The following is a 25,052-nucleotide window of genomic DNA, read 5'->3' as shown; positions in this document are numbered from 1 at the left end:
ATCGGACGCCCGTAGCGGCATCATTCGGCAGCGATGCTGCTGACGTCCTGACCAGATGCGGCCATGATCGCCTTGACAATGTTGTGGTAGCCGGTGCAACGACACAGGTTGCCTTCCAGATACTTGCGCACCTCGGCTTCGGTCGGGCGCGGGTTTTCCTTCAGCAGTGCTGCAGCACTCATGACCATTCCCGGTGTGCAGAAACCGCATTGCAGGCCGTGATGGTCCTGAAATGCCTGCTGAATCACGTTCAGCGAGCCATCCTGGTTAGCCTGGCCTTCGATCGTGCCCACATCAGCCCCATCTGCCTCAAGCGCCAGCATATTGCAGGACTTCACCGCTTCGCCGTTCACATGAACAACACACGCGCCGCATTGCGCTGTATCGCAACCCACATGAGTGCCAGTGAGATTGAGATTCTCGCGTAAAAAACCGGACAACAACGTCCGACCTTCCACCTCACCGCTCACGGTCTTACCGTTCACGGTCATTGAGACCTTGGTCATAAGATCCTCCCCTATTGGCTTTTATCGCTATCGCCGAGTTAAACACGGGAAAATTTGTTTGAGAACAAAAATATTTAGCGCCAATATCCGACGTTCGTAGGGGTCGTCTTTTCGATCTCAGCCGCCTAAGAAGAAAAGCTAATTTGCTACATCACCTTTTGCGCGACGCACGTGGTTGCGGCCGCGTCGGGATTTCTTTCAACAACCCGCCAACCCCCATCCCAGCAATGTCCGCGCCGGTTGTTTCTATCCCGCAAGCAACCCGCGACAGGACCCAATCCGCACCGTTCAATGCAGGCGAACGGGCGCACCCGGGCAATCCGATTACCGGCCTTGGGCCGAGTGTTCCAAGAAACAGCAGATTGCCGGGGTCGACTGGCATGCCGAACCTGTCCACCTGACCGCCAGCCGCCCGCACGGCCTGAGGTGCAACATCAAAAACATCAGATGTGGCAGAGCCGGTCAGGATCATCACAATGTCACCGGCAGCCTCTGAAATAGCCTGCGAAAGCGGTTCGGCTTTGTGTGGAACGATCCGTACATCGCTGAGGTCCATGCCAAGGGTTTCCACCCGGCCACGAATGGCTGCAATACCCTTTTCGTTGGGGGGACCTCCGGGAATATCCGTGACGATCAGCCCTGCCGTTTTATGGACCGGTGCCATCAGACGAATCGAAGCCCTGGCCAGACCAGCGGCCTGCACGACGTCATCCTTTGGAACGGCATAGGATATCACCTTGATCGTGGCGACCATCCCGCCCGGGCCCATCTGTTGATATTGCGGCACCGTCGCTACGGTGATCATCGGGTTGACGCAGTTGAACTCCTGCAGGGCCGCGACGTCCAATTCGACAACACCTGGCCCGTCGGCCAGCAAGTTCACGCGCCCGGTAAACGGCTGCGTTACCCGTAAACCGGCAGCGTCTGGATCAGGCGCAAGCGCTGCGGCCAACATTTCAGCAGCCTCGTCTTCGTGGCAATCGCCGGGCTCAAGCTGCGCAACCGTGACCTCATCATATCCAGCTGCACCCAGATGAGCCGCATGTTCGGCAGTCAGCAGCAATCCTTTGCGCAACTTGGCATCCTGAACCTGGACGGAGTGTGCAAGGATCGCGCCGGTGGCCTCGGCGACAGGAACGGGACCGAATTTCACGCCTTGCCCCGCAGCACGGCCGTCATCTGGGCGAGGATGGCCACCGCGATCTCGGACGGACCCGCCGCGCCGATGTCCAATCCAATCGGTCCGTGGATCTGGGCAATCTGTTCGTCCGTAAAACCCGCCTCTTTCATGCGAGCAACCCGCTTGGCATGGGTACGCGTGGACCCCAGAGCCCCGATATAAAACACGCCCGCCGTCAAGGCGGATTCCAAAGCCGGGTCGTCCAATTTGGGGTCATGCGTCAGCAAGACAACAGCGGTTCGCGTGTCCATGCCCAGCTTGGCGACCGCCTCGTCCGGCCAATCAGTCAGGATGGTTTCGCCCGGGAAACGGGCACCAGAGGCAAAGGCATCGCGCGGGTCGATGATGGCCGGATCATATCCGGCGATCCGGGCCATCGGAACCAGCGCCTGCGCAATGTGCACTGCTCCCACAATTATCAATCGCAGCGGAGGGTTGTGGACCGCAACAAATGTCTGTCCGTCCTCCTCAAAACCTGATCGGTCCATGCGCATTCGGTTTGAATAGGCTTTGCGGCGTAAAGCCCGATGACCGGTCTCGGTATTAACTTCATAGGCCACCGGTTCCCGCTGTGCGCGGGCTTTGACCAGATCACGCAACATGGAATCTGGCAGGACCGAACCGATAGGTTCTACTAAAACGCGGATCGTTCCGCCGCAGGCCAAACCCACGGCAAATGCATCCTCGTCACTGACACCAAATTCCAACAGACGTGCCTCACCCTCGTCCATCGCTTCAAGCGCTTCGACGATGACCGCGCCTTCGACACAGCCGCCGGATACCGACCCTTCGATGCGACCATCTGCGGCAATCACCAACTGTGCGCCGACGCGGCGCGGCGCGCTGCCCCAGGTTTCAACCACCGTGGCCAGAGCGGTTGGGTTACCCTCGGAATGCCATTTAAGGGCCGTCTCTGGGCTGTTGTCGAATCTGTCCATTGCACCCTCCCGGCGTGTTCTGAACCAACATAGGCAGGTTTGGCGCAATGAAAAGTAAGCCTTAAGGCGAATACCGGATGTTCGACCTGTCTGTTAAACTCAGAATTGCATCGGCGTATACAAGCCCAGATTGCCAAGCAGCCCACAAATCATTGATTGCACCCGGCCCAGAATCTAGCCTACATGCGTAGCTGCTGCATTCCAGTATGCGCATATTAATTTTTGACAATGGAGACAGAGAGTTGAAACGCATTTTTACACTCGGAATGGCACTTGGCCTGTTCACCGCAAGCGTTGCATCCGCAGACACGTTCCTGCGTTATGGCGAGGTTGAAGGTTGGAAAGTATTTATTGACGAGGACAAGAAATCCTGCCTGATCGAAGCGGTTGATGACGCTGAAAACGTCGTTCAGATGGGCCTGACCGAAGATCGTGGCGTGGGCTATGTTGGCGTCTTCACCAAAGCCAAGACCGATATCAAGCGTGGCGAGAAAGAAGCCGTGGCGGTCCTGCTGGGCGACAATATCTATGTCGGCGAAGCGACCGGAATGAAGGGTAACATCACCAAAGGTTATTCGGGTGGTTACGTCCTGTCCGACGATCCCCAATTCGCCGATGACCTCGCCAAGCAAAAGGTCATGGTTGTATTCCCGGAAAAGGAATTTGCCTTCACCGTTGATCTGACCGGTACTTACAAAGCCATGGAAATGGCCCGCAAGTGCAACGAAGAACAGCTGAGCTGATACTCAGTCGGAAAGCGCGGACAACAACCGCGCTTTCTCACCCACGTCATCGGGTTTCGAGATGACATTAGCCAGATCTTCGAGCGACGCGATCGAATGGCCGGCGCGGAAACTGTCAACATGGGGCAGCATGGCCGCGACGCCCTGCGCTTTGGGCGCGAACCCATCCCACCGTAGCAATGGGTTCAACCAGATCAGGCGTCGAGCGGACAAGTGCAATCGCTCCGTTTCTTTCCTCAGTGCCTCCGGGTCACCCCGATCCAGCCCGTCCGAAATCAACAGTACCACAGCACCCTGCCCCATGACCCGCCGCGACCAATCGCGGTTGAACGCATGAAGGCATTCGCCAATCCGCGTTCCCCCTTCCCAATCCTGCGCCTCGGCCCCGGCGGCGGCCAGTGCGGCATCTACGTCGCGCTGCTGAAGATGACGGGTGATATTCGTCAGACGCGTCCCAAAGGTAAATGCGTGAACCTTGGCCCAGCCTGCCCCTTTGGCATTCGAAACGGCATGAAGGAAATGCAGGACGATCCGGCTGTACTGGCTCATCGACCCCGAAATATCGCAGAGTACAACAAGGTTTGGCCAACGAGGTTTGGGCTTGAGCTTGGCAATATCCCGCAGTTCCCCCCCCTGACGCATCGCCGCGCGCAATGTCCGCGCCCGGTCGATGCGATGCCCCAGGTGGCTGGCCTGACCGCGTCGGGATTCTATGGGCTTCACCGGCAGAGCAAGCCGCGACAGCATGCGCTTGGCTTGCGCGATCTCGGCGGTGCTCATCTGCTCAAAGTCCAGACTGCGCAGGCGTTCCTCGGAGGACGCCGTTTGCGAGGCGTCGATCTCTAACTCGGTTTCTTCTTCCTGCTCAACCCCCTCGGGCAGATCACGTTCAACCCCGTCCAACAACGCCTCGGCCGCGCGCTTTTCGGCCGCGTCAGCCTTGCGTTCTTCCTGTACGCCGCGAATGGCAGGCAGCATCATGGACATCATGTGCTCAAGATATCGGGGGTCACGCCAATAGAGGCGAAAGACCTGCGCAAATACAGTGCGGTGTTCCGGGCGGTTCACGAAACAGGCGTGCAATGTCCAGTAGAAATCCTGTTTTTCCGTGAACCCCGCGGCCTGAACCGCGCGGATGGCATCCACTACTCGACCCGTCCCAATCGGTAGCCCGGCCTTGCGCAAGGCGCGGGCGAAATGGGTGATGTTTTGCGCCAGCTTGGGGTTGTCCGGAATGTCGATCGGAAGCTGTTCAGCCATCAGGCTGGTTCCAGCGACGCTTTGGCTTGATCCAGTATTCGTTTCGCCTCGGAGCCCTGCAATTTCTGGATGTCGTCCTGGTATTTCAAGATCGCACCCAGGGTATCACCGATGACTTCGGGGCTGAGGTTGATGACGTCCAGCGCAAGCAGGCATTTGGCCCAATCTATCGTCTCAGCCACACCCGGTTTCTTGAACAGATCTTCGGTGCGTAGATGCTGAACAAAGGCCACGACCTCACGACTAAGCGCTTCGGCAGCTTCTGGGGCGCGCGCGTGCAGGATTTCGATCTCTCGGTCGAAATCCGGGTAGTCGACCCAATGATAGAGGCAGCGTCGTTTTAGTGCATCATGCACTTCGCGTGTGCGGTTCGAGGTGACGATAACGATGGGCGGCTCCGGTGCTTTGACCGTGCCCAGTTCAGGAATCGTGACCTGAAAATCGCTGAGCGCTTCAAGCAGGAACGCCTCGAACGGTTCGTCTGTGCGATCAAGCTCGTCGATCAACAGAACCGGCGCGCCGTTTTCATCCGGACGCATCGCCTGCAGCAGCGGGCGTTCAATCAGGTACTCGTCCGAGAATAGCTCGGTCTGCAATGAACCCCGATCCGCCCCGCCCGAAGCTTCGGCCGTGCGGATCGCCACCATCTGCGCCGGAAAGTTCCATTCATAAACAGCGGAAGAGGCATCCAGTCCTTCGTAGCATTGCAACCTGATCAGGCGGCGATTCAGACCGGCGGCAAGGGCCTTGGCGATCTCTGTCTTGCCCACCCCTGCCTCACCTTCCAGAAACAGTGGTCGGCCCAGTTTCAGGGACAGGAACACCACCGTCGCCAGCGCGCGCCCGCAGACATAACCTTGCGCGCCCAGCATGGATTGAACGGCGTCGATGGAATCTGGCTGTGTCATGTTTCGATCTCTCCCTTGGCACAACAGGTCATGGGCGCTCGCGCGCGTCAAGGCCGTGTTCTTTCCGGGACTTACGACGATCGGACTGATTGACAAGGTCTGGGACCGAATTGAAGGTCTTTCACCGCCGGGTCCGCTGTGCTAGCGGAAGGCCATGACCGATACCCTCACGATCCGCCGCCCCGACGACTGGCATCTGCACCTGCGCGATGGCGCGATGTTGCAGGCCGTCCTGCCCGAAACCGCGCGTCATTTTGCCCGCGCGATCATCATGCCGAACCTTGTGCCGCCCGTCGTGCGCGGCGATCAGGCCGCCGCCTATCGCGACCGCATATTGGCCGCGCTGCCCGAAGGCATGACGTTCGACCCGTTGATGACCCTATACCTGACCGAAGATACCGACCCCGAAGATATGGCAGCAGCCCACGCCAGCGGTCTGGTCAAAGCGGTCAAACTGTACCCGGCGGGCGCGACGACCAACTCTGCTTCGGGCGTGCAGGACTTCGACAAAGTGCGCCCGGTGCTGGAAAAGATGGCTGAGATTGGCCTGCCCATGTGCGTGCATGGTGAGGTCACCGACGCCGAGATCGACATCTTCGACCGCGAAGCTGTGTTCATCGACCGTGTTCTGGATCCGATCCGCAAGGCCACTCCCGGACTGCGTGTGGTGATGGAGCACATCACGACCGCAAACGGTGTCGATTACGTCAAATCCAATAACAAGGATCTGGGTGCAACGATCACGGCACACCACCTGATTATCAACCGCAACCATATCCTCGTTGGTGGAATCAAGCCGCATTACTATTGCCTGCCTGTCGCCAAGCGTGAAGAACATCGACTGGCTCTGCTGGCGGCTGCAACCTCGGGCGATGCGCGGTATTTCCTGGGTACTGACAGCGCACCCCACACCGACGCCAACAAGGAAATGGCCTGCGGGTGTGCGGGATGTTTCACGGCGACCAATACAATGTCACTTGTGGCCGAGATGTTTGACCGCGAGGGCGCTTTGGATAAGCTGGAAGGCTTTGTGTCTCTGAACGGCCCGGCCTTCTATCGCCTTCCGGTGAATGAGGAAACCATCACCCTGACCAAAGGCGAACCGGTGGAATACCCGGACAAGATCGACTGCGAAGATGGTCCGGTCACAGTGTTTGAACCGGGTTTCCCGCTACACTGGCGCGTGACTTAACCCGCCAGCAAAACAGACAAATCGCGGACGCGGCCTCCGGTGCGAAGCATCGACCAGATCGCGTCCGCGTCCTCTGCTCCAATCAGCTTGTTGGCTTTGCCGCGCACGCGGTCCTCACGGTCCGACAGGGTCATCGGGGCCAACAGGTCATGCGTGGCCTCGCGCCTTGCCCCATCCCGGCGCAACAAGGTCAGCTGTGCCTGCGTTTCTGACAAACTGTCATCCGCTTCGACAGAGACTCGGTCCCGCAAGGATACCAGTCGCGGGTCGGCGCATGTCTTGTCCGAATAGCTGCCCGGCAGGGCCGTATCATAGCCAAGAGCCTGCATCGCAAGCACCGTCCGATATGAGAACTTGGCACCAAGGCCAGTTGTCGGGGAAGTCTGGTTGCAGACACTCATCCACCTTGGATGCGTCTTGATCTTGATCTCGGCGACTTCCGGTTCGGCGATATCCAGGTCGCGTGCAGCCTCAAGCGCGGCGTGCAATCCGTGGCAACAGGCATGAAACTTGTGACTGACGCTTTCAAAAAGCCATTCCGCACCCAGCCCATCCAATGAGGCTGCAATGTCTGATTGTCCTTTATGTGTCGCGCCAAATCCATAAGACCCTTCCAGCGCGTCTGAATTGGGATCGAATCCCGATGCCACCAACAAAGCGGCCTCAACCCCGGCAGAGGCCGCCAGACCCGCGTTATAAGGCTTACCCATCGTTCCGAATTGCGCCTTTAGACCGGCCGCCCGAGTCGCCGTCAGGCCCAGAACTTTTCGCATCTGTTCGACGTCGAATCCCAGTATGCGCCCTGCAGCGACAGCTGCACCAAACGCGCCAGACGTTGCTGTCTGGTGAAAGCCCGCCTGATAGTGATCGCGCCCCAGCCAGAGGCCGATCCGAATGGACGTCTCCATCCCAACCAGCGCGGCCTCAAGGAAATCGACCAGAATACGGTCGTCCCACTCGCTTATGGCCAGCGCCGCCGGAAGGACGGCAACCGATGGATGCCCGATATGGGCGAAATGCGTGTCGTCATAATCCAGGGCATGCGACACGGTACCATTTACCCATGCAGCACCGCGCAGGGGCGCCCCTCCTCCACCAAAAAGGCGCGCTTGTTCCGCCCCCCCCTCGCCAAGCACAAGGTCGCGCACTGTCCGGGAAACAGGCTCATCAACTCCGGCACGCCCGACAGCAATCCAGTCCAAAACAGAAAGAGACGTAACGACCCGCGTCTGCAAAGTCGTCGTGATGGGCCCCGCCGCGAAGGCTGCCAGTGAAGTGGTAAATTCGGTCATGGGCGCAGTCTAACGACCGCCAACCCGGGGTAAAGACCTAGCTGTACAAGTCCTTCGCGCGGGCCTCAAAGGCCTGAACGATCCGATGCATGGCCTCGTTAAAGACCACGCCGATGATCCCCTGAAGGATCGCGTTCTTGAATTCGAAATCCACGTGGAACTTGATGTTGCATCCGCCATCGTCGGCGTCAGCGAATTGCCAGTCGGATTTCATGTATTTGAATGGGCCGTCCAGATATTCGGTGTCGATTCTTTTCTGATCGGCAAACAATGTTACCCGGCTGCCAAACCGTTCACGGAACACTTTGAACGAGATCACCAGATCCGCTTCCATGACCTGCGCCTCACCCGCCGCATAGGTCCGACGAATGCGGGCGGCTGCGCACCAAGGCAGAAACTCGGGATACTTTGCCACGTCCGCGACCAGCTCGTACATCTGCTGCGCAGTGTAAGGAAGGTGACGTGTTTCCGAATGAGTAGGCATGGCGTCCGGTTTTTCAGGTGACAATGGCGCGTCATGTCGTATGTTGCGCGCCAAAGATCAAGGGGGCAGCGATGAGCGACCGCGCATATGTGATAGATACGATGATCTCGGCCAAGGCGATTGCAGCCCGAATCGAGGAATTATGCCGCGAAATCACGGCAGAATTCGGAGATACCGACAAGCTGATCGTGGTCGGCCTGCTGCGCGGCAGTTTCGTCTTCATCGCGGATCTGGTGCGCGAGCTGGACCTGCCGATCGAAGTCGATTTCCTCGAAGTATCCTCGTATGGAGACGCGATGGAAAGCAGCCGGGAAGTACGTATTCTCAAAGACTTACGCGGCGCGATTGAAGGGCGCGATGTTTTGGCTGTTGAGGATATTGTCGACACCGGCCACACGCTGAACCACGTCACAAAACTGTTGCGCAGCCGCAAGCCAAGCCGACTTAAGTCCATTGCCTTGCTGGACAAACCCAGCCGGCGCGAGGTCGATTTCCGTTCCGATTGGATCGGCTTTGAAATTCCGGACGAATTCGTTGTGGGTTACGGGATCGACTACGCGCAGCGCAATCGCAACCTGCCGTTTATTGGTAAGGTTCGATTTGTCGAAGACTGAGAGGGGCAAAAACAAACCCAGATTCCAATAGTCAAAGTAGCTGCGCACCCTATCATTCACTTAATTGAATACCATTGGACAACGCCCTCAACAACAGATTACCCTCCGACCATCTTGGGAGGATTCTGCTTATGAAAGTAATGTCTATTGGGCTTCTGGCGACTTGCGCCGTCGCCGCAACGGTTGGTCTTGCGGACGCAAAAGACAACAAGGGCAAAGGGAAAGGCCCAGACAAGTCGAAAATCGAAAAGTCGATAAAGACCAATAATGGCGTTGGTGTACCGCCCGGACAGATCAAGCGTTATACGCGAGGTCAGAAACTCCCTAACGATCTGAATTTTGATTATCTTGATGACCTGGACGGCTGGAAGTTGAAGCCCCTACCCGCCGGTCAGCGATATATTCGCGTGGATGACGAAATCCTGTCGATATCAGATGACACTAAGACAGTCATTGATGCCGTTGGAATAGTGAGCGATCTCGTAAACTGAAGTTTCAGCCATTAAGTGATCGAATTGCGGCAACAAATACGTCTACTCCTACCGGGATAAGTGCGTCTGGGAAATCATAGTCAGGGTTATGCAATTGCGGATGATCCTGCCCCGACCCCAGCCAGAACATGGCCGTTTTTGCGGCTTTGCCGAATTGCCCGAAGTCTTCTGAGAACTTTTGCGGCGTCTTTGTTGAATGGCACGGCACTCCACGCTCGGCGCAGGCCGTTGCGATGATGCTCACCGCGTCGCTGTGATTGACGCAGGCCTCGAAGACATCGTCATAGGTGATCTCAAAACCCAGACTGTCGGCGGATGCAGCGCGGCGCGCCAGCGCCTCGGCCTCGGTGATCAGCGTTTGCATCCGAGCGTCTGAAACAGTGCGCAAGGTCACCCAGATCTCGGCCTGCCCCGGAGCGACGCCGAAAGTCGGCTCTCCCAAACGGGCATGCGTCACAGTTGTCAGCGCAAAATCGGCATCCAACGCGCCGCCTGCGCCTAAACCCGCCAGCTTCGAAACAAGTTCGGACATCGCCTCAGCCGGGGAAATCCCATCCTGAGGCGTAGCCGCATGGGACGTCTTGCCGGTCAGGATTATCTTCATCCCGCGCGAGGCGCAGTTAGCCGAACCCTGACACAACTCAACGGCGCCGAGTTCCAATCCCGGCAGGTTGTGCAGAGAGAACACGTAGTCCGGCGCGATCTTCGCGAATTGAGGGTCCGTGCAAAAGGCGATAGCGCCCTGCCCGGTTTCCTCAGCCGGTTGAAAGATCAATACCACCCGACCCTTTTGGGGGCGGTGGCGCGCCAAGTCTTCGGCAACGCCAAGCACCATCGCCATGTGCCCATCATGGCCACACAGATGCCCTTTGCCCGGAACCTTTGACACATAGGGGTGCGTGCCAAGTTCTTGAATCGGCAGCCCGTCCAACTCGCACCGGATACCAACTGTTGGCCCAGCCTGCCCACTGTCAAAAACCGCGGCAACGCCATGCCCCCCCAGTCCGGTAAGCACACGGTCCGCGCCGATTCCCTGCAACAGCTCTGTCATGCGGGCGGCGGTTTCGCGCTCCTGCCCGGAAAGTTCGGGATATTGATGCAGGTCGTGGCGCAGGCGTGTCAGCCGCGCGTGCGCTTCGGGTGTCACCCCTGTTCCAGCTTTTTCTGGCGAGCCTCACGCAACCGGGCAAAGTCATCCCCCGCGTGATAGGACGACCGGGTCAGAGGTGTCGCGGACACCATCAGGAACCCTTTGCCATAAGCTGCCTTTTCATAGGATGCGAACTCTTCCGGCGTCACGAACCGATCCACACCATGGTGTTTGGGCGTGGGCTGCAGATACTGACCGATGGTTAGAAAGTCGATATCGGCGGCGCGCATGTCATCCATGACCTGCCGAACTTCTTGCTCATTCTCACCCAATCCAACCATGATTCCCGATTTGGTAAAGATTGACGGGTCCAGCTCTTTGACGCGCTGCAACAGCCGCAAGGAGTGGAAATAGCGCGCACCGGGACGCACTTCGAGGTACAGGCCAGGTACGGTTTCCAGATTGTGGTTGAACACGTCCGGCTTGGCCTCGACGACAGTTTCAAGAACGGAAGAGTCACATTTCAGGAAATCAGGTGTCAGGATTTCAATGGTCGTCTTCGGCGACCGGTGCCGCACCGCGCGTATCGTCTGCGCGAAATGATCGGCACCGCCGTCCTTCAGATCATCGCGGTCAACGGATGTGATCACGACGTGGTTCAAACCCAGCTTTTCGACCGCATGTGCCACGCGCCCTGGTTCAAACGCATCCAACGAGTCCGGACGTCCCGTTGCAATGTTACAGAAGGTACAGCCGCGCGTGCAGATCTCACCCATGATCATCATGGTGGCGTGGCCCTGGCTCCAGCATTCGCCGACATTCGGGCATCCGGCCTCTTCACAGACAGTGACCAGATTATTCTCACGCATGATCTTGTGCGTCTCGGCGTAACCCTTACCGCCGGGTGCCTTGACGCGTATCCACTTGGGCTTTTTTGGCTGCGCATTGTCTGGACGATGCGCTTTTTCGGGATGACGTTGTTCTGGGATCTTCAGATCACGCACAGCTGGCTTTCCTGACTTTGGGTCAATTTGCTTTGCCCTAACATAATACGCCCGCGCAGACTATGCCACCCGGGTATACCCGCCATGCACGACAGGTTTGCACTCGCAGAATACGGCCTCGCACTTCAAACACTCAAGGCAGATTTAATTTCGTTTACTGTCACTTAAAGATATATCGCAATTGCAGCATTTCTGGCGTTGAAGACGGTTTAGAACTGTTTTAGGTCACCATTAATTCTAATGTGAATCACAGGAGCCCGTAGATGAAAACCGGCGCAAAACTGCCTTCCGTTACCTTCCACACTCGTGTCCGCGACGAAGCAATCGAAGGATCCAACCCGTTTCGTTGGGAAGAAAAAACAACCGCGGATTACTTCGCAGGCAAGCGCGTCATCCTGTTTTCCCTGCCCGGTGCGTTCACACCCACATGCTCGACCTTCCAACTGCCCGGTTTCGAAAACGGGTATGCCGATTTCACTGCCAAGGGCATCGATGAAATCTACTGCATGTCCGTGAATGACAGCTTTGTCATGAACAAATGGGCACAGGATCAGGGCCTGAAAAACGTCAAGGTCATCCCTGATGGTTCGGGCGAATTTACCCGCAAAATGGGCATGCTGGTCGACAAGGAAAACTTGGGCTTTGGCATGCGTTCGTGGCGCTACGCTGCCATCGTAACCGATGGTGTCGTCGAAGCTTGGTTCGAAGAGCCCGGCCTGATGGACAACTGCCCCGAAGATCCCTATGGCGTTTCGTCCCCGGAAACCCTGATGAAGCACCTGGAAGAAGCCAAAGAACCGGCACTGGCATAACAATTGTCAGGCTGACGTATCAAAGGCTCGCCTCTGGCGGGCCTTTTTTAATGGCGGGTCGCGGTTACGATATCATCGCCAACACGCCGGATGACTTCCGCAAGACTGTCGAACCAGTCTTCATGTCCCGTCGAAAGGCGCCGGACCAACCCCACCATCCGCGCAGGCTGCGGTGCCCCGAACCGCATGAGCTTGAGCCCCGGAACAGCTTCGGTTTCCGAGCGCGCCGCGAGTTCAGGCATGAGTGTCAGACCAAACCCTTCCGCAACCAGTCGCGACAGGGTGGCCAATGAGGACGCCCCCATATTGATCAAACCGCTGCTTCTGTCCTGACCACAGACCTCAAGAGCCTGATCCGTCAGGCAATGTCCGTCATCCAGCAACATCAACTGCGCGGTCTGCAGATCCACCGGGCGCAAGGCATCCGGGTCTGAGTGTACTGTCCCAAGGCGCCCCGCGCTTCCGGCAAGCAGAAAGCGATCCTCGAAAAGCGGCAATTCGAACAATTCTCTGCCACCGGCCGGCAAGGCCATCACACCGGCATCGATTTCCCCGGCCCGCAGCATCGCCAGCAAGCGCTCGGTCCGGGCCTCGCGGATCTGCACCCGTAAGGAGACGTCGGCTGTGCGCAGTCCGGCAAGCACACCAGGCAAAAGATAAGGCGCAATCGTCGGGATGATTCCAATCGCCAAAGACCGATGCCCAACGGAATGATCCTTTGCGAACTGGTCCAGCCTGTCTGCCGCGCCTAGCACCTGACGGGCGTAGTCCAGCACGTCGCGCCCCAATGGCGTCAGCAGGATGTCACGCGCCTGACGTTCGAACAGCGGGCCGCCCAACGTTTCTTCCAACGCTTTGATTTGAACCGACAGCGCTGGCTGCGAAACATGGCAGACCTGCGCCGCACGGCCAAAATTGCGCTGATCCGCCACCGCATTGAAATACTGAAGCTGTCTGAGGGTAAAATTCATAGGCAATTCCTATCACTACCCCCTGAAACCTCAACTGCGAATTATGGGATTTCTATCCAATCAGGCGAGTTTTCTCTGCCTGATCTTCGTAATGGCGCTTGAGGCGTTGCAGGGCGATGCGCAATACGATCTTCCCGGAACGCGCCGACCACCCCATGCGTTTTTCGGCTAATTCGAGCCCCTCAAGGTAACAGCAGCACCGCAGTGCCACGTCGCTTAGCCCCGGTCCCAGATCCGACAGGGCACGTTCAACCCGAGCGCGCGCGTCTGACGATCCCTGGCCTGCATACGTTCCATTTGCGAAACTTCCCCGCCCCCCGGCCGTTAGAAAGTGATCCCAGTTTTGGGCAACCTGCGGACCGATCTGCGACAGTTCAAAGTCTTCGCGTAGCCGTTCGCCAGCGCCGACCAGAGTTTCGTCGAGAAAGGGCTTTCCGTCCTTGTCCCGCCTGCGCGCCAACGCGATCAGCGGACTTTCGGCAGCACTGTACCGAATACGTCTGGCGCCGTGCGACGACCTGTCCTGTCTTTGTTCGCCATGCGCCTGAAACGGCGATTGCGCCTCGGCCATGCCGAACTCGTTTCTGGCGCGGGCTTTGTTCTCGGCCTCGGCGATCAGTTGGCTTAAGGCCGACCGCCCAGCGGAAGAGATGCGATACCGGGAAATACGTCCGGGATTATCGCAGGATATCCAATCATTCAGAGCCAGCGCTTGCGCAATCGTGCAATCGACGACCGCAGTTCTTGCGGTCCCGCTGTCGCCGGTGTCCCGAACGACCACAGCCTTGTCCATCTCTTCCGCCACAGCCAGAACCGCGCCGGTTTCGCAAAGGCGACGCAGTATTCGAAGAGCTTCGCGGTTAAACTCATCGTCCTTGCTTGCTGCATCGTTGACTTGAATCCCCAAAGGCTCGTTCAAGGACCCAGCGCGCCCTTGTTGATCCGTGAAATGGACCTCTGCCAGTGCTTGCAGCGCAGCATCCACCAACGGATCGTCCCGGCGCATTTCAATACGTCGGATCTGTCTGAGTATGGTTGACGCATGGCACCCCACGGATCGCGCGATGTCGCGGATCGATTGACCGGTTTCGGTATGCGCCAGGTATCTCTGCGCCCCTTCAGGCACCCACGCCGGAATGGTGAAAGCCATGTTTTCTTGCATAGTCACTTGCCCTCGTCGACAAAACAATCGGTTCTCAATCGCCCCCGGTGAATGTGTTAACCAATCCTAACTAGAGCCGCTTTCGTTACTCGTTCGTTAACCGGGAGAAACAACGACCAGATTTGATTCAAAATCATAAACACTCATGAAGTCAGAGTTCGGAGAGAACCTGCACAAGGCACCACTCGCTTAGGTTGTGTGACAAATGGCTATCTTCTGTTCAACCAAGGGATCACCGAAATGCAGGACCTGATGACCATGATTACAACGCTCCGCCGCCCACGCCTGTTGGCTCGGGCCGCAAAAATTGGGGCGCAGGAGTATGATCGGGATCGGCATCTTCAGCGTGTTCTGGGATACGGATCACTGCCCGGCACAGGATCTGCGCTGGTTCGTCTGTTGGAATTGGAACGAGAGGTTAACGCCCAAAGGCTGGCCGAAGACGCCGCCTATTCGCTGGTCCGCCATCTGGACCTGCTGATCGCGCTGTTGGGCGAGGCGCAACTGTTCAAAGCCAGTCGCGCCGCGCAATATCAATGATCAGGTGAAGGCATCCGGCATGGATGCTTTCTTTTCCACCACGTATGCGTTCAATGCTTCGTTGACGGCGGGGTCGAGTTGCGGTTGCTGGTAATTGGCCAGCAGATGCTCGACCCGCGACGTGGCCAATTGGCGTGTGTCGCGCCCGCCTTCGTCTTCCCAGGTCTCAAAGGGTTTGTAATCCAGGACCTCGGACTTCCAGAACGCTTCTTTAAAATTCGCCTGCGTATGGGCACAGCCCAGATAGTGACCGCCCGGGCCAACTTCGCGGATCGCATCCATCGCCTGCGCGTTTTCATCATAGGCCACGCCCTTGGCCAGACCATGCAGAACGCCCAACTGGTCGGCATCCATGACGAACTTTTCGAAGTCTGCAACAAGACCGCCTTCAAGCCAGCCGCAGGAATGCAGCATGAAGTTCACGCCAGCCATCAGCCCCATATTCAACGAGTTTGCGGTCTCATAAGCCGCCTGTGCATCAGGCAATTTCGAGCCGCAGAACGACCCGGCCGAGCGGAACGGCAGGTTCAGACGTCGCGCCAGCTGGCCCGCACCGTAGGTAACCATCGATGCCTCGGGCGTACCAAATGTCGGCGCGCCAGAGTTCATATCGATCGATGACACAAAGGCACCGAAAATCGCAGGCGCACCCGGACGGATGATCTGGCTATACGCGACACCAGCCAGAACTTCGGCCAGAACCTGCGTTAATGTCCCTGCAATCGATACCGGCGCCATCGCACCACCCACGATAAAGGGCGAGATGATGCAGGCCTGATTGTTCTTCGCATAAACTTCCAGCGCGCCCATCATCACGTCGTCGAAGGTCATCGGCGAGTTGATGTTGGTCAGCGAGGTCATCACTGTGTTTTCCTGAACGAACTCTTTGCCGAACAGAATCTCGCACATTTCAACCGAATCCTGCGCACGGCTGGGATCGGTGACCGAGCCCATGAACGGCTTGTCCGACAAGGTCATGTGCGCCATCAGCATGTCAAGGTGACGCTTGTTCACCGGAATATCTGTCGGCTCGCACACGGTCCCGCCCGAATGGTGCAACCACTTGGACATATACGCCAGTTTAACGAACTTGTTGAAATCTTCCATGTTCGCATAGCGACGGCCACCTTGGGCGTCCCGCACAAAGGGTGGGCCGTACACCGGGGCCAGAACCAGATTGCGGCCACCGATGACAACCGATTTCTCGGGGTTACGGGCATGCTGGGTGAATTCGCTGGGCGCTGTTTTGATCAGCTGACGCGCCAAACCGCGCGGAATGCGGACGCGTTCACCATCGACATCGGCGCCGACATCTTTCCAGCGCTGCAACGCGGCTGGGTTGTCGACAAAGTTCACGCCGACTTCGGCCAGAATGGTTTCCGCATTGGTTTCGATGATCTCCAACGCTTCTTCGTTGAGAACCTCGAAGTTCGGAATATTCCGTTCGATGTATTTCGCCGTTTCGATGCGAACCGCGGTACGTTCGGCCCGGCGGGCGGCGCCACCGCCACCTCTTGCCCGACGCCGGGTGTTTGCCTCTGCCATGAGAAGATCCCGTCTATTGGTTGGTTTGATCAGTTTGTTACAGCAAGCATTTGGCGCAATGCATCTAATTTACGGCGCTATAGGGGGAAAAGCGACATCTGCATAAACCAAAACCGTCAGGCACTTGCTCTGATCAGGAAAGTTCCTTCTCCATCAGGATGGTCTTTCCGCTCACCTCTTTCTCGTGCCAGCCCAAGTAGTGATACATGGAGACTGTCGCTCGCATCAATTTGTGCGTTCGCAACCTGAGCTTAGTGGCGCCCGTTCCGTTGGCTTCTTGTTCAGCTATTCCGATTAACCGCCTCGCCAACCCTGCCCCTTGTGCCTTTGGCGATACGGCAAGGTTAAAGATCATCACCGCAGAATCGACCTGGTCAAAAACAATAAACCCGACGATGTCTTCATCCTGCGTGGCAACCCAGGCCTGATGCGCGACGATATCGTCGCCAACGCCGTCCGTGACATCGGGCAGATCAGGAATATCGCGAAGTGCATCCGCATAGGCCGCTGCAATACAGGTTGTGACGGCTTCGGTATCAGCAGCACTTGCGCGGCGTAGTTTGATCTCGGGCATCTCGCGCTCTTTCTGTATTATCCTGAGGCTCAATTGCACAAATGACGTCATAGCGCTTGCACATGCAAGGCTTGCGACCTAATAGCCAACCATGACCCAAGACACCCATGACCGCCTTCTGATCATCGACTTCGGCAGCCAGGTTACGCAGCTTATTGCGCGCCGCCTGCGCGAGCTGAATGTCTATTGCGAAATCCACCCCTATCAAAAAGTCACAATGGACTTCGTGCGGGAAATGGCCCCCAAGGCCGTGATATTCTCGGGCGGTCCTGACAGCGTGACACGTGAGGGTTCGCCCCGTGTACCGCAAGAGATCTTTGATTACGGCGTTCCAATCCTTGGTATCTGTTACGGCCAACAGGTGATGATGCACCAGCTGGGCGGCAAAGTTGAAAGCGGACACGGCACGGCCGAGTTCGGGCGTGCGTTTGTTACCCCGCAGGCAAAGCTGGATATTTTGGAAGGCTGGTTTTCGGACGGTGACGAGCAGGTCTGGATGAGCCACGGCGACCATGTCAGCGAAATCGCGCCCGGCTTCACTGTTTACGGCACCTCGCCAAACGCACCTTTCGCGATTACAGCGGACAGCGACCGTCATTTCTATGCGGTTCAGTTCCACCCCGAAGTGCACCACACACCCAAAGGTGCAAAGCTGTATGAGAATTTCGTCAAACTCGCCGGGTTCAAGGGCGATTGGACCATGGGTGCCTATCGCGAACAAATGATCAAAAAGATCCGCGAGCAGGTCGGCGACAAAAAGGTTATTTGCGGTCTGTCCGGCGGTGTCGACAGCTCGGTCGCGGCGATCCTGATCCACGAGGCAATCGGCGATCAGCTGACCTGTGTATTCGTGGACCATGGCTTGCTTCGCAAAAACGAGGCCGAAGAAGTCGTCGGCATGTTCCGCGATAATTACAACATCCAGCTGATCCACGCGAACGAAAGCGATCTGTTCCTTGGTGAACTCGAAGGTCAAAGCGACCCCGAAACCAAACGCAAGATCATTGGCAAGCTGTTCATCGACGTATTCCAGAAACACGCTGACACGATCGACGGCGCCGAATTCCTGGCGCAAGGCACGCTGTATCCCGACGTGATTGAATCGGTGTCATTCTCGGGCGGCCCCTCGGTCACGATCAAATCGCACCACAACGTTGGTGGCCTGCCCGAAAAGATGGGCCTGAAACTGGTCGAGCCGCTGCGCGAGCTGTTCAAGGACGAGGTCCGCGCGCTGGGTCGCGAGTTGGGCCTGCCCCAGAGCTTTATCGGCCGCCACCCCTTCCCCGGTCCCGGTCTGGCGATTCGCTGCCCCGGTGAGATCACCCGTGAAAAGCTGGATATCCTGCGCGAAGCGGATGCGGTCTATATCGACCAGATTCGCAAGCACGGTTTGTACGATGACATCTGGCAAGCCTTTGTTGCCATCCTGCCCGTGCGTACTGTTGGCGTTATGGGCGACGGTCGCACCTACGACTACGCTTGTGCCCTGCGCGCGGTGACATCGGTGGATGGCATGACCGCAGACTATTACCCGTTCAGCCATGAGTTTTTAGGCGAAACGGCCACACGGATCATCAACGAGGTCAAAGGCATCAACAGATGCACCTATGACATCACATCAAAACCACCCGGAACCATCGAGTGGGAATAATGCGAAAGCCGGGCTCAGTCCCGGCTTTTTTGTTTTTCACGCCGTGAAAAAATCGATAGCAATCAATTTGGTATAACCAAAATCTACAGGCGCCCGGATGGAAACGGCCAGACCACAGATCGGCAAGGCAGCGCTCTGGATGACCGGGGCGATTGCCTCTTTCTCGTCCATGGCAATCGCGGGCCGTGAACTGAGCGTGACCCACGACACGTTCGAGATCATGTTCTACCGCAGCCTCGTCGGCATCTGCGTGGTCGCCCTGATCCTGACTCTGACGCGAAAGTGGCACCAGGTTTCGACTGAACGGATCGGCTTGCACGGAATCCGGAACGTATTGCATTTCACCGGGCAAAACCTCTGGTTTTATGCGGTCAGCGTCATTCCGTTGGCGCAGGTTTTTGCGCTGGAATTCACGCAACCGATATGGGTCATACTGCTGTCTCCGCTTTTGTTGAAAGAGCGCTTGACGACCGTGCGCATGTTATCTGCGCTGATTGGCTTTGCTGGAATTCTTCTGGTCGCCCGGCCGGGCACCGTGCCTCTCAGTGCAGGTGTGATGACCGCTGCTATGTCCGCTGTTTTCTTTGCCTTAACAACGATATCGACAAAGTCCCTCACTCGTTTTGCCAGCATCGGATGCATCATGTTCTGGCTGACAGTTATGCAAGCCGTACTGGGGCTGATCGCATCGGGTATCGACGGACAAATCACCCTGCCCTCGGCAAGCACAGCTCCGTTTTTGTTGCTGGTGGGACTGGCCGGGCTGCTGGCGCATTACTGCATCACAAACGCGCTTGCCATCGCCCCGGCTACCGTGGTGGTGCCGTTTGACTTTGCCCGCCTACCCACAATCGCCGTGGTCGGCATGGTTCTGTATCACGAACCGCTGGACCAATGGACCCTATTAGGCGCTGCGGTAATTTTCGCAGGTATCTTCCTAAACGTTCACGCCGAGAATCGTAACAGTTTGGCAACACCTCTACGCGACACTCAACACAAGTAACGCACGGTCACCAGTTGACGATAAGGTAAAGCTCAAGAAAATAACGAGCACCACAATGCAGGTCAGTCCGCACCACAGTTCAACAGGCGCTGACCTTCAGGAGACCTAGAGGGAGGAACTAATGAAAAAAGCGCTTCTACAGGCGTGCGCGGTGTGCATTGGCGCGACCGGGGCTTACGCCGGCGGTCTTGATCGCAGCGGCCAGGGCGTCAACATTCTGTTTGAGGAAGGTTCTGTTGTTCAGTTCCGTTTGGGTTACGCAAACCCCGACGTGAGCGGTGAGCAGAACGGTGTTGATTCCGGAAACATCGCCAAAAGCTTCTGGACACCACACCTGGCATACAAGCATTCGTTTACCGATCAGTTGGACTTTGCTCTCATCTATGATGAACCGTACGGTGCCGATGTCGAGTACCCGTCGAACTATCCTTTGTCGCAGAACCCCTTGGCCGCTTTTGGTGGTCGCACCGACGTTTTGCGCGCTAAAGCGGATGTTGATGCGATTACTGCCCTGGTGCGTTACAAGTTCGATGGCGGCTTCAGCGCAATCGGCGGTATTCGCGCACAGCGAGCCAAGGCAACGGTTGCTGTCCCGGTTGTTGCCGGTTACGAATTTGAATCCGGCTCTGAGGTTGACTTCGGTTACGTCGTAGGCGTCGCATGGGAACGTCCCGAAATCGCGGCACGTGTCGCACTGACCTACAACTCTAAAATCACGCACGATTTCGACTCGACGGAGTCCATCAACCGAAGACCACCGCCCGTCCCCGCACCGCTTGTGACCGCACAGACCGAAACCGAGGTTGTGACGCCTCAATCGGTGAACCTGGACTTCCAGACCGGTGTGGCACCAAAAACGCTGCTGTTCGGCTCGATCCGCTGGGTTGACTGGCCGCAGACAGTTCTGGCACCGCCCGTTTATACTGCCGCTGCACAACAGAACCTGGTTGATTACGCGGACGACACCTTCACCTACACACTGGGTCTTGGCTACAAGTTCACCGAAGAGTTTGCTGGCGCGATCTCTGCGGGCTATGAAACGTCCTCGGGTTCTGCTGTTTCGAACCTCGGCCCCACCGACGGTTTCTGGAGCCTTGGCGTAGGTGGTACATACACTTTCGAGCAGGCTCAGATTTCTGGCGGCATCCGCTATACCGACATCGGAGACGCGACCACCACAACAGGTGGCGAATTCTCGGGCAACTCGGCATGGAGCGTCGGCCTGCAGCTCACTTACACGCTGAACTGATCCCGCCTACCGAACCAACTACAAAAACCCCGCCACTTTCGGCGGGGTTTTTCTTTGCGCAAGTTTCGGGTCGAACATCGCCTTGGGGAATGCGAGAACGGGCTATGGAACCTCAAAAACACCTGTCTCCAAGGGCTTGGGCCGAACTGTTGCTTCTGGGCGTGATCTGGGGCGCATCCTTTATCGCGATCCGCGTCGCATTGGACACGATCCCGGTCATGACCTCGGTTCTGCACCGCGTTTTCTGGGCGATGCTGGCGCTGTGGATCGTTGTCTGGGTCAAAAAGCTGAGCGTTCCCACCAGTCCGCGTATCTGGGGCGCATTCTTGATGATGGGGTTGTTGAACAATGCCATCCCCTTCTCGCTTATGGCTTGGGGGCAGCTTTATATTGAAACTGGCCTGACCTCGATCCTGAATGCAGCAACCGCCGTCTTCGGCGTCCTGATCGCCGCTATGTTGTTCAAGGACGAGAGGTTGACCCTTGCTCGTGGTGTGGGCGTCGGCCTGGGATTTCTGGGTGTAGCAATTGCAATTGGCCTTAAGAATTTCGCGACTTTCAACCTTCAAAGCGTTGCCCAACTGGCAATCATCGCCGGAACAGTTTCTTACGCGTTGGCCAGCGCCTGGGCCAGAATCAAGTTGTCTGGCTTGTCTCCCATAGTTGCCGCTGCCGGTATGCTGACCGGCTCAACCATTCTGATTTTGCCTGTTTCCCTCGTGGTCGACGGGCTTCCCGTTTTGAACTTGCCGGCGATCACGTGGGCGGCCATTGCCTATTACGCCCTGATCGCAACAGCCGGAGCGTACTTGCTGTACTACCGCGTTCTTGCCATGGCCGGGGCCGGAAACCTGATGTTAGTAACGCTTGTCATACCGCCAGTCGCCATCGTTTTAGGCACACTGGTGCGCGACGAAACCCTACCGCCGCAGGCCTTTTTGGGCTTTGCTGTGCTGGCAGTCGGGCTATTGATTTTGAACTGGTCCCGCTCGCGTGATTGACGCCGCCCCCTGCCCGTTTTAGCTAGGTCAGAAAAAGGGACAGCGGACAATGATCTACAGCTCGGCAAAGGACTGGCGCGAAGCGGCCCGGAAAAAAGTGCTGTTCTTCGGCATGTCGGGGCTGGGCAAGACCTATGTGTCGAACGTGCTGCGCGATTCCGGGGACTGGTTCCACTACTCGATCGATTACCGCATCGGCACCCGGTACATGGGCGAATACATCATCGACAACGCCAAAGCCGAGGCGATGAAAGTTCCATTCCTGCGCGACCTGTTGCTGTCGGATTCGATCTATATCGGCTCGAATATATCGTTCGAAAATCTGACACCGGTTGCAACCTATCTGGGCAAACCGGGAAACCCGGAACTGGGTGGCTTGGAACTGACTGAATATCGTCGTCGGCAAGAACAATTCCGCCTCGCAGAGATCCACGCCCTGCTGGACACCGAGTATTTCATCGACCGCGCCAAGCGTTTGTATCAATACCCGAACTTCATCTGCGATACCGGCGGGTCAATTTGCGAATGGGTCGATCCTGAGGACCCGGCTGATCATGTCTTGTCCGAGCTGTCCCGCCAAACTCTGATGATCTGGATTAAGGGCGATGAGGATCACACTGCAGAACTGATCCGCCGTTTCGATAAGGCCCCCAAGCCGATGTCCTATCAGGCAGAGTTTCTGACCCGGGTCTGGGACGAATACCTCACCGAACATGGTTACGCTCCCGAGGACGTCGACCCGGACGCCTTTATCCGCTGGACCTATGCCCGCGCACTGGCGCACCGCCAACCGCGCTATCAGGCCATGGCGGACAATTGGGGTGTCACAGTCACCGCTGACGACATGCACAAGGTCCGCGATGCGGGTGATTTCGATGAGTTGATCGAACGCACCCTTGAGACCCGGACAAACCGGGCTTAATTACCGCCTCTACACAGTAACTCCAAAGGCTTGCACCTGATGCCGATCAAGATCCCTTCCGACCTGCCCGCTTACGACGTTCTCACCAAAGAGGGCGTCATGGTCATGGCTGCGGATCAGGCAATGCGTCAGGACATCCGCCCCTTGCGGATCGGGTTGCTGAATCTGATGCCCAAGAAGATTCAGACCGAAAACCAGTTCGCGCGTCTGATTGGTGCCACGCCTCTGCAGATCGACCTGTCGCTGATCCGCATGACCGAGCATCGTACCAGGAACACCGCCGCCGATCACATGGCCGAGTTCTACCAACCGTTCCAAGAGGTAAAGGACCAGAAATTCGACGGCCTGATCATCACGGGCGCGCCGATCGAGCATCTGGAGTTCGATGACGTCACCTATTGGGACGAGATGACTGAGGTTTTTGAGTGGACTCAGACAAACGTCCATTCCACCTTTGGCGTTTGCTGGGGTGGAATGGCGATGATCAACCATTTCCACGGCATCGACAAACAGGCGCTCGATGCCAAGGCGTTTGGTTGCTATCGGCACCAGAATCTGGCTCCTTCTTCCCCGTTTTTACGCGGTTTTTCCGATGATTGCGTGATCCCTGTCAGCCGCTGGACCACAATGAACCAATCTGAGATCAACAGCGCGCCTGGCCTGACGACATTGTTGGGAAGCGATGAGGTCGGCCCCTGTCTGGTCGAGGACCCCTCGCATCGTGCGATCTATATCTTTAACCATTTCGAATATGACAGCGATACGTTGAAGCAGGAATATGATCGCGATGTCTCGAACGGGACCCCCATCAACGTGCCGATGAACTACTATCCAGACGACGATCCATCACAACCGCCGCAAAACCGATGGCGCAGCCATGCGCATCTTCTGTACGGCAACTGGATCAATGAGATTTACCAGTCCACACCGTTCAACATGGAAGACGTTGGTCATTAAAGTTCTTATATTCCTTGGCCTCGTTCTATCGGGTCTGATCCTGCTGACCGTCTGGCGCGCAGCACAGAACGAAGTTGCGGCTGAGGCTCGTTTCCCTCTTGAGGGTAAAATAGTGATGGTCGACGGTATCGCCGTCCATGCGGTGATCATGGGCGACGGCCCCGATGTGGTTCTGATTCACGGATCCAGCGGTAATACCCGTGACATGACTTTTGCTCTTGCACCGATCCTGGCCGAGAACTTCCGTGTGATCGTGTTCGACCGACCCGGTCTGGGCTATAGCGACAGCTTCAATCCGGACGGAGAAACCATTGAAGAACAAGCGTTAATCCTGCAAAAGGCCGCTGCAAAGTTGGGCGCGGTAAAACCCATTGTTGCAGGGCAAAGCTATGGCGGGTCCGTATCGCTGGCTTGGGCGGTCACCCGGCCCGACAACATTTCTGCCCTTGTTTTGATCGCACCGGCTGCAATCCCGTGGGAGACGCCGCTGGACGGTTTCAACAAGCTAGCGTCGACTGAGGCGGGCAATACGCTGGCCCTGCCCCTGATCACCGCATTTGTCCCTGAATGGTACGTGGAACAAGCGCTGGACAAAGTCTTTGCCCCGCAGACGGCACCCGCAGGGTATGCTCAGCATTTCGGCCCCGGCCTGACGATGCGACGCGCCTCGATGCATGCCAACGCCAAGCAGCGGGCCAACCTGCTGGACGAGGTTCGCGCCCTGCAACCCCGCTATGGGGAAATTTCCGTACCGACCGAAGTTGTTCACGGAACGGCTGACACCACTGTCAAGTTTGCCTGGCATGCAGAACAACTGGTCGACCAAATCCCCGACGCGGAACTGATCGAGCTTCCGGGTATTGGTCACATGCCGCAGGTTGTGGCCGCCCCCGAGGTTGCCTCAGCAATCGACCGCGCGGCCGACCGAGCGGGTTTGCGTTAAACCGCCAGCTAATCCATAGT

Annotated in this window: 26 protein-coding genes; 13 read left to right on the top strand and 13 right to left on the bottom strand. The window is 57.2% G+C overall.

The window, feature by feature from the left end:
• Positions 1-20: 20 nt before the first annotated feature.
• The 3 genes from AC2FIB_RS02555 to AC2FIB_RS02545 form a co-directional block, all read right to left on the bottom strand.
• Positions 21-506 carry a (2Fe-2S)-binding protein gene (locus AC2FIB_RS02555; RefSeq protein WP_109311614.1) on the bottom strand — a complete coding sequence of 162 codons (486 nt, stop codon included), beginning with the start codon at positions 504-506 and terminating at the stop codon, positions 21-23.
• A gap of 151 nt (positions 507-657) precedes the next feature.
• On the bottom strand, positions 658-1,659 hold the full coding sequence (locus AC2FIB_RS02550) for a molybdopterin-binding protein (protein WP_496841701.1): 1,002 nt from the start codon (positions 1,657-1,659) through the stop codon (positions 658-660).
• Positions 1,656-2,624 carry an XdhC family protein gene (locus tag AC2FIB_RS02545; RefSeq protein ID WP_496841700.1) on the bottom strand — a complete coding sequence of 323 codons (969 nt, stop codon included), beginning with the start codon at positions 2,622-2,624 and terminating at the stop codon, positions 1,656-1,658. Before AC2FIB_RS02545 ends, AC2FIB_RS02550 begins: the two co-directional genes overlap by 4 nt.
• A 242-nt stretch (positions 2,625-2,866) precedes the next feature.
• On the opposite strand from AC2FIB_RS02545, the gene AC2FIB_RS02540 reads away from it, so the two are divergent.
• A complete protein-coding gene (locus tag AC2FIB_RS02540; protein WP_082637106.1) occupies positions 2,867-3,367 on the top strand; it encodes a hypothetical protein in 501 nt (166 codons plus the stop codon).
• Between the two features lie 3 nt (positions 3,368-3,370).
• On the opposite strand, the gene AC2FIB_RS02535 is transcribed toward AC2FIB_RS02540, so the two are convergent.
• Positions 3,371-4,627 (bottom strand): vWA domain-containing protein, encoded by a 1,257-nt coding sequence (locus tag AC2FIB_RS02535; RefSeq protein ID WP_496841699.1) that lies wholly within the window; start codon positions 4,625-4,627, stop codon positions 3,371-3,373.
• Positions 4,627-5,535, bottom strand: coding sequence for an AAA family ATPase (locus AC2FIB_RS02530; protein WP_496733115.1), 909 nt, complete (start codon positions 5,533-5,535; stop codon positions 4,627-4,629). Before AC2FIB_RS02530 ends, AC2FIB_RS02535 begins: the two co-directional genes overlap by 1 nt.
• 154 nt (positions 5,536-5,689) lie before the next feature.
• Between AC2FIB_RS02530 and pyrC the strand changes: the two genes are divergently transcribed.
• Positions 5,690-6,727: a dihydroorotase gene (gene pyrC, locus AC2FIB_RS02525; RefSeq protein WP_496841698.1), complete on the top strand. Its 1,038-nt coding sequence runs from the start codon at positions 5,690-5,692 to the stop codon at positions 6,725-6,727.
• On the opposite strand, the gene AC2FIB_RS02520 is transcribed toward pyrC, so the two are convergent.
• Both AC2FIB_RS02520 and AC2FIB_RS02515 read right to left on the bottom strand, forming a co-directional pair.
• Positions 6,724-8,019, bottom strand: a complete 1,296-nt coding sequence (locus AC2FIB_RS02520) for an MmgE/PrpD family protein (RefSeq protein WP_496841697.1) — start codon at positions 8,017-8,019, stop codon at positions 6,724-6,726. The two genes, pyrC and AC2FIB_RS02520, sit on opposite strands and share 4 nt — an antisense overlap.
• Before the next feature lie 37 nt (positions 8,020-8,056).
• Complete coding sequence (locus AC2FIB_RS02515) at positions 8,057-8,503, bottom strand: type II toxin-antitoxin system RatA family toxin (RefSeq protein ID WP_496841696.1); 447 nt, start codon at positions 8,501-8,503, stop codon at positions 8,057-8,059.
• 71 nt (positions 8,504-8,574) lie between these two features.
• Here AC2FIB_RS02515 and hpt point away from each other — a divergent pair, with 71 nt between their 5' ends.
• Both hpt and AC2FIB_RS02505 read left to right on the top strand, forming a co-directional pair.
• Positions 8,575-9,117 carry a hypoxanthine phosphoribosyltransferase gene (gene hpt, locus AC2FIB_RS02510; protein WP_058271886.1) on the top strand — a complete coding sequence of 181 codons (543 nt, stop codon included), beginning with the start codon at positions 8,575-8,577 and terminating at the stop codon, positions 9,115-9,117.
• A gap of 131 nt (positions 9,118-9,248) precedes the next feature.
• A complete protein-coding gene (locus tag AC2FIB_RS02505) occupies positions 9,249-9,608 on the top strand; it encodes a hypothetical protein (RefSeq protein ID WP_282118568.1) in 360 nt (119 codons plus the stop codon).
• 4 nt (positions 9,609-9,612) lie between these two features.
• On the opposite strand, the gene AC2FIB_RS02500 is transcribed toward AC2FIB_RS02505, so the two are convergent.
• Together AC2FIB_RS02500 and lipA are read right to left on the bottom strand one after the other, a co-directional pair.
• On the bottom strand, positions 9,613-10,755 hold the full coding sequence (locus AC2FIB_RS02500; RefSeq protein WP_496733112.1) for an amidohydrolase: 1,143 nt from the start codon (positions 10,753-10,755) through the stop codon (positions 9,613-9,615).
• The gene (gene lipA / locus AC2FIB_RS02495) at positions 10,752-11,702 is read right to left on the bottom strand and encodes a lipoyl synthase (protein ID WP_058277796.1); all 951 of its coding nucleotides are present in this window, start codon (positions 11,700-11,702) and stop codon (positions 10,752-10,754) included. The genes AC2FIB_RS02500 and lipA overlap by 4 nt, the downstream gene beginning before the upstream one ends.
• 263 nt (positions 11,703-11,965) lie before the next feature.
• Between lipA and AC2FIB_RS02490 the strand changes: the two genes are divergently transcribed.
• Positions 11,966-12,514 (top strand): peroxiredoxin, encoded by a 549-nt coding sequence (locus AC2FIB_RS02490; protein WP_496841695.1) that lies wholly within the window; start codon positions 11,966-11,968, stop codon positions 12,512-12,514.
• Between the two features lie 47 nt (positions 12,515-12,561).
• Here the strand turns inward: AC2FIB_RS02490 and AC2FIB_RS02485 are convergent, their stop codons facing one another.
• Positions 12,562-13,485, bottom strand: coding sequence for a hydrogen peroxide-inducible genes activator (locus AC2FIB_RS02485; protein ID WP_496841694.1), 924 nt, complete (start codon positions 13,483-13,485; stop codon positions 12,562-12,564).
• A 52-nt stretch (positions 13,486-13,537) separates the two neighbouring features.
• Positions 13,538-14,647: a DUF6456 domain-containing protein gene (locus AC2FIB_RS02480; protein ID WP_496738831.1), complete on the bottom strand. Its 1,110-nt coding sequence runs from the start codon at positions 14,645-14,647 to the stop codon at positions 13,538-13,540.
• A 240-nt stretch (positions 14,648-14,887) separates the two neighbouring features.
• Here AC2FIB_RS02480 and AC2FIB_RS02475 point away from each other — a divergent pair, with 240 nt between their 5' ends.
• Positions 14,888-15,187 (top strand): DUF6477 family protein, encoded by a 300-nt coding sequence (locus AC2FIB_RS02475; protein WP_108859085.1) that lies wholly within the window; start codon positions 14,888-14,890, stop codon positions 15,185-15,187.
• On the opposite strand, the gene AC2FIB_RS02470 is transcribed toward AC2FIB_RS02475, so the two are convergent.
• Complete coding sequence (locus AC2FIB_RS02470) at positions 15,188-16,732, bottom strand: trimethylamine methyltransferase family protein (protein ID WP_496733110.1); 1,545 nt, start codon at positions 16,730-16,732, stop codon at positions 15,188-15,190. It lies immediately after the preceding gene.
• A 133-nt stretch (positions 16,733-16,865) separates the two neighbouring features.
• The gene (locus AC2FIB_RS02465) at positions 16,866-17,306 is read right to left on the bottom strand and encodes a GNAT family N-acetyltransferase (protein ID WP_496841693.1); all 441 of its coding nucleotides are present in this window, start codon (positions 17,304-17,306) and stop codon (positions 16,866-16,868) included.
• Between the two features lie 91 nt (positions 17,307-17,397).
• Here AC2FIB_RS02465 and guaA point away from each other — a divergent pair, with 91 nt between their 5' ends.
• The 7 genes from guaA (at position 17,398) to AC2FIB_RS02430 (ending at position 25,032) form a co-directional block, all read left to right on the top strand.
• Entirely contained in the window at positions 17,398-18,957 is a 1,560-nt protein-coding gene (gene guaA, locus AC2FIB_RS02460; protein WP_496733108.1) for a glutamine-hydrolyzing GMP synthase, read from the top strand.
• A 97-nt stretch (positions 18,958-19,054) separates the two neighbouring features.
• The gene (locus tag AC2FIB_RS02455; protein WP_496733107.1) at positions 19,055-19,960 is read left to right on the top strand and encodes a DMT family transporter; all 906 of its coding nucleotides are present in this window, start codon (positions 19,055-19,057) and stop codon (positions 19,958-19,960) included.
• A gap of 121 nt (positions 19,961-20,081) precedes the next feature.
• The gene (locus tag AC2FIB_RS02450) at positions 20,082-21,209 is read left to right on the top strand and encodes an OmpP1/FadL family transporter (RefSeq protein WP_496841692.1); all 1,128 of its coding nucleotides are present in this window, start codon (positions 20,082-20,084) and stop codon (positions 21,207-21,209) included.
• 104 nt (positions 21,210-21,313) lie between these two features.
• The gene (locus AC2FIB_RS02445; protein ID WP_496733105.1) at positions 21,314-22,210 is read left to right on the top strand and encodes a DMT family transporter; all 897 of its coding nucleotides are present in this window, start codon (positions 21,314-21,316) and stop codon (positions 22,208-22,210) included.
• Positions 22,211-22,259: 49 nt separating this feature from the next.
• Positions 22,260-23,132, top strand: coding sequence for an ATPase (locus AC2FIB_RS02440; RefSeq protein WP_496733104.1), 873 nt, complete (start codon positions 22,260-22,262; stop codon positions 23,130-23,132).
• A 39-nt stretch (positions 23,133-23,171) separates the two neighbouring features.
• Positions 23,172-24,089 carry a homoserine O-acetyltransferase MetA gene (gene metA, locus AC2FIB_RS02435; protein WP_058271457.1) on the top strand — a complete coding sequence of 306 codons (918 nt, stop codon included), beginning with the start codon at positions 23,172-23,174 and terminating at the stop codon, positions 24,087-24,089.
• Positions 24,040-25,032 (top strand): alpha/beta fold hydrolase, encoded by a 993-nt coding sequence (locus AC2FIB_RS02430; protein ID WP_496733103.1) that lies wholly within the window; start codon positions 24,040-24,042, stop codon positions 25,030-25,032. The genes metA and AC2FIB_RS02430 overlap by 50 nt, the downstream gene beginning before the upstream one ends.
• The last annotated feature ends 20 nt before the right edge of the window (positions 25,033-25,052 follow it).

The organism is Ruegeria sp. YTSA072 (genome assembly GCF_059610285.1).
The sequence above is the reverse complement of the archived record's forward strand: the minus strand, read 5'-3'. Positions and strand labels throughout refer to the sequence as shown.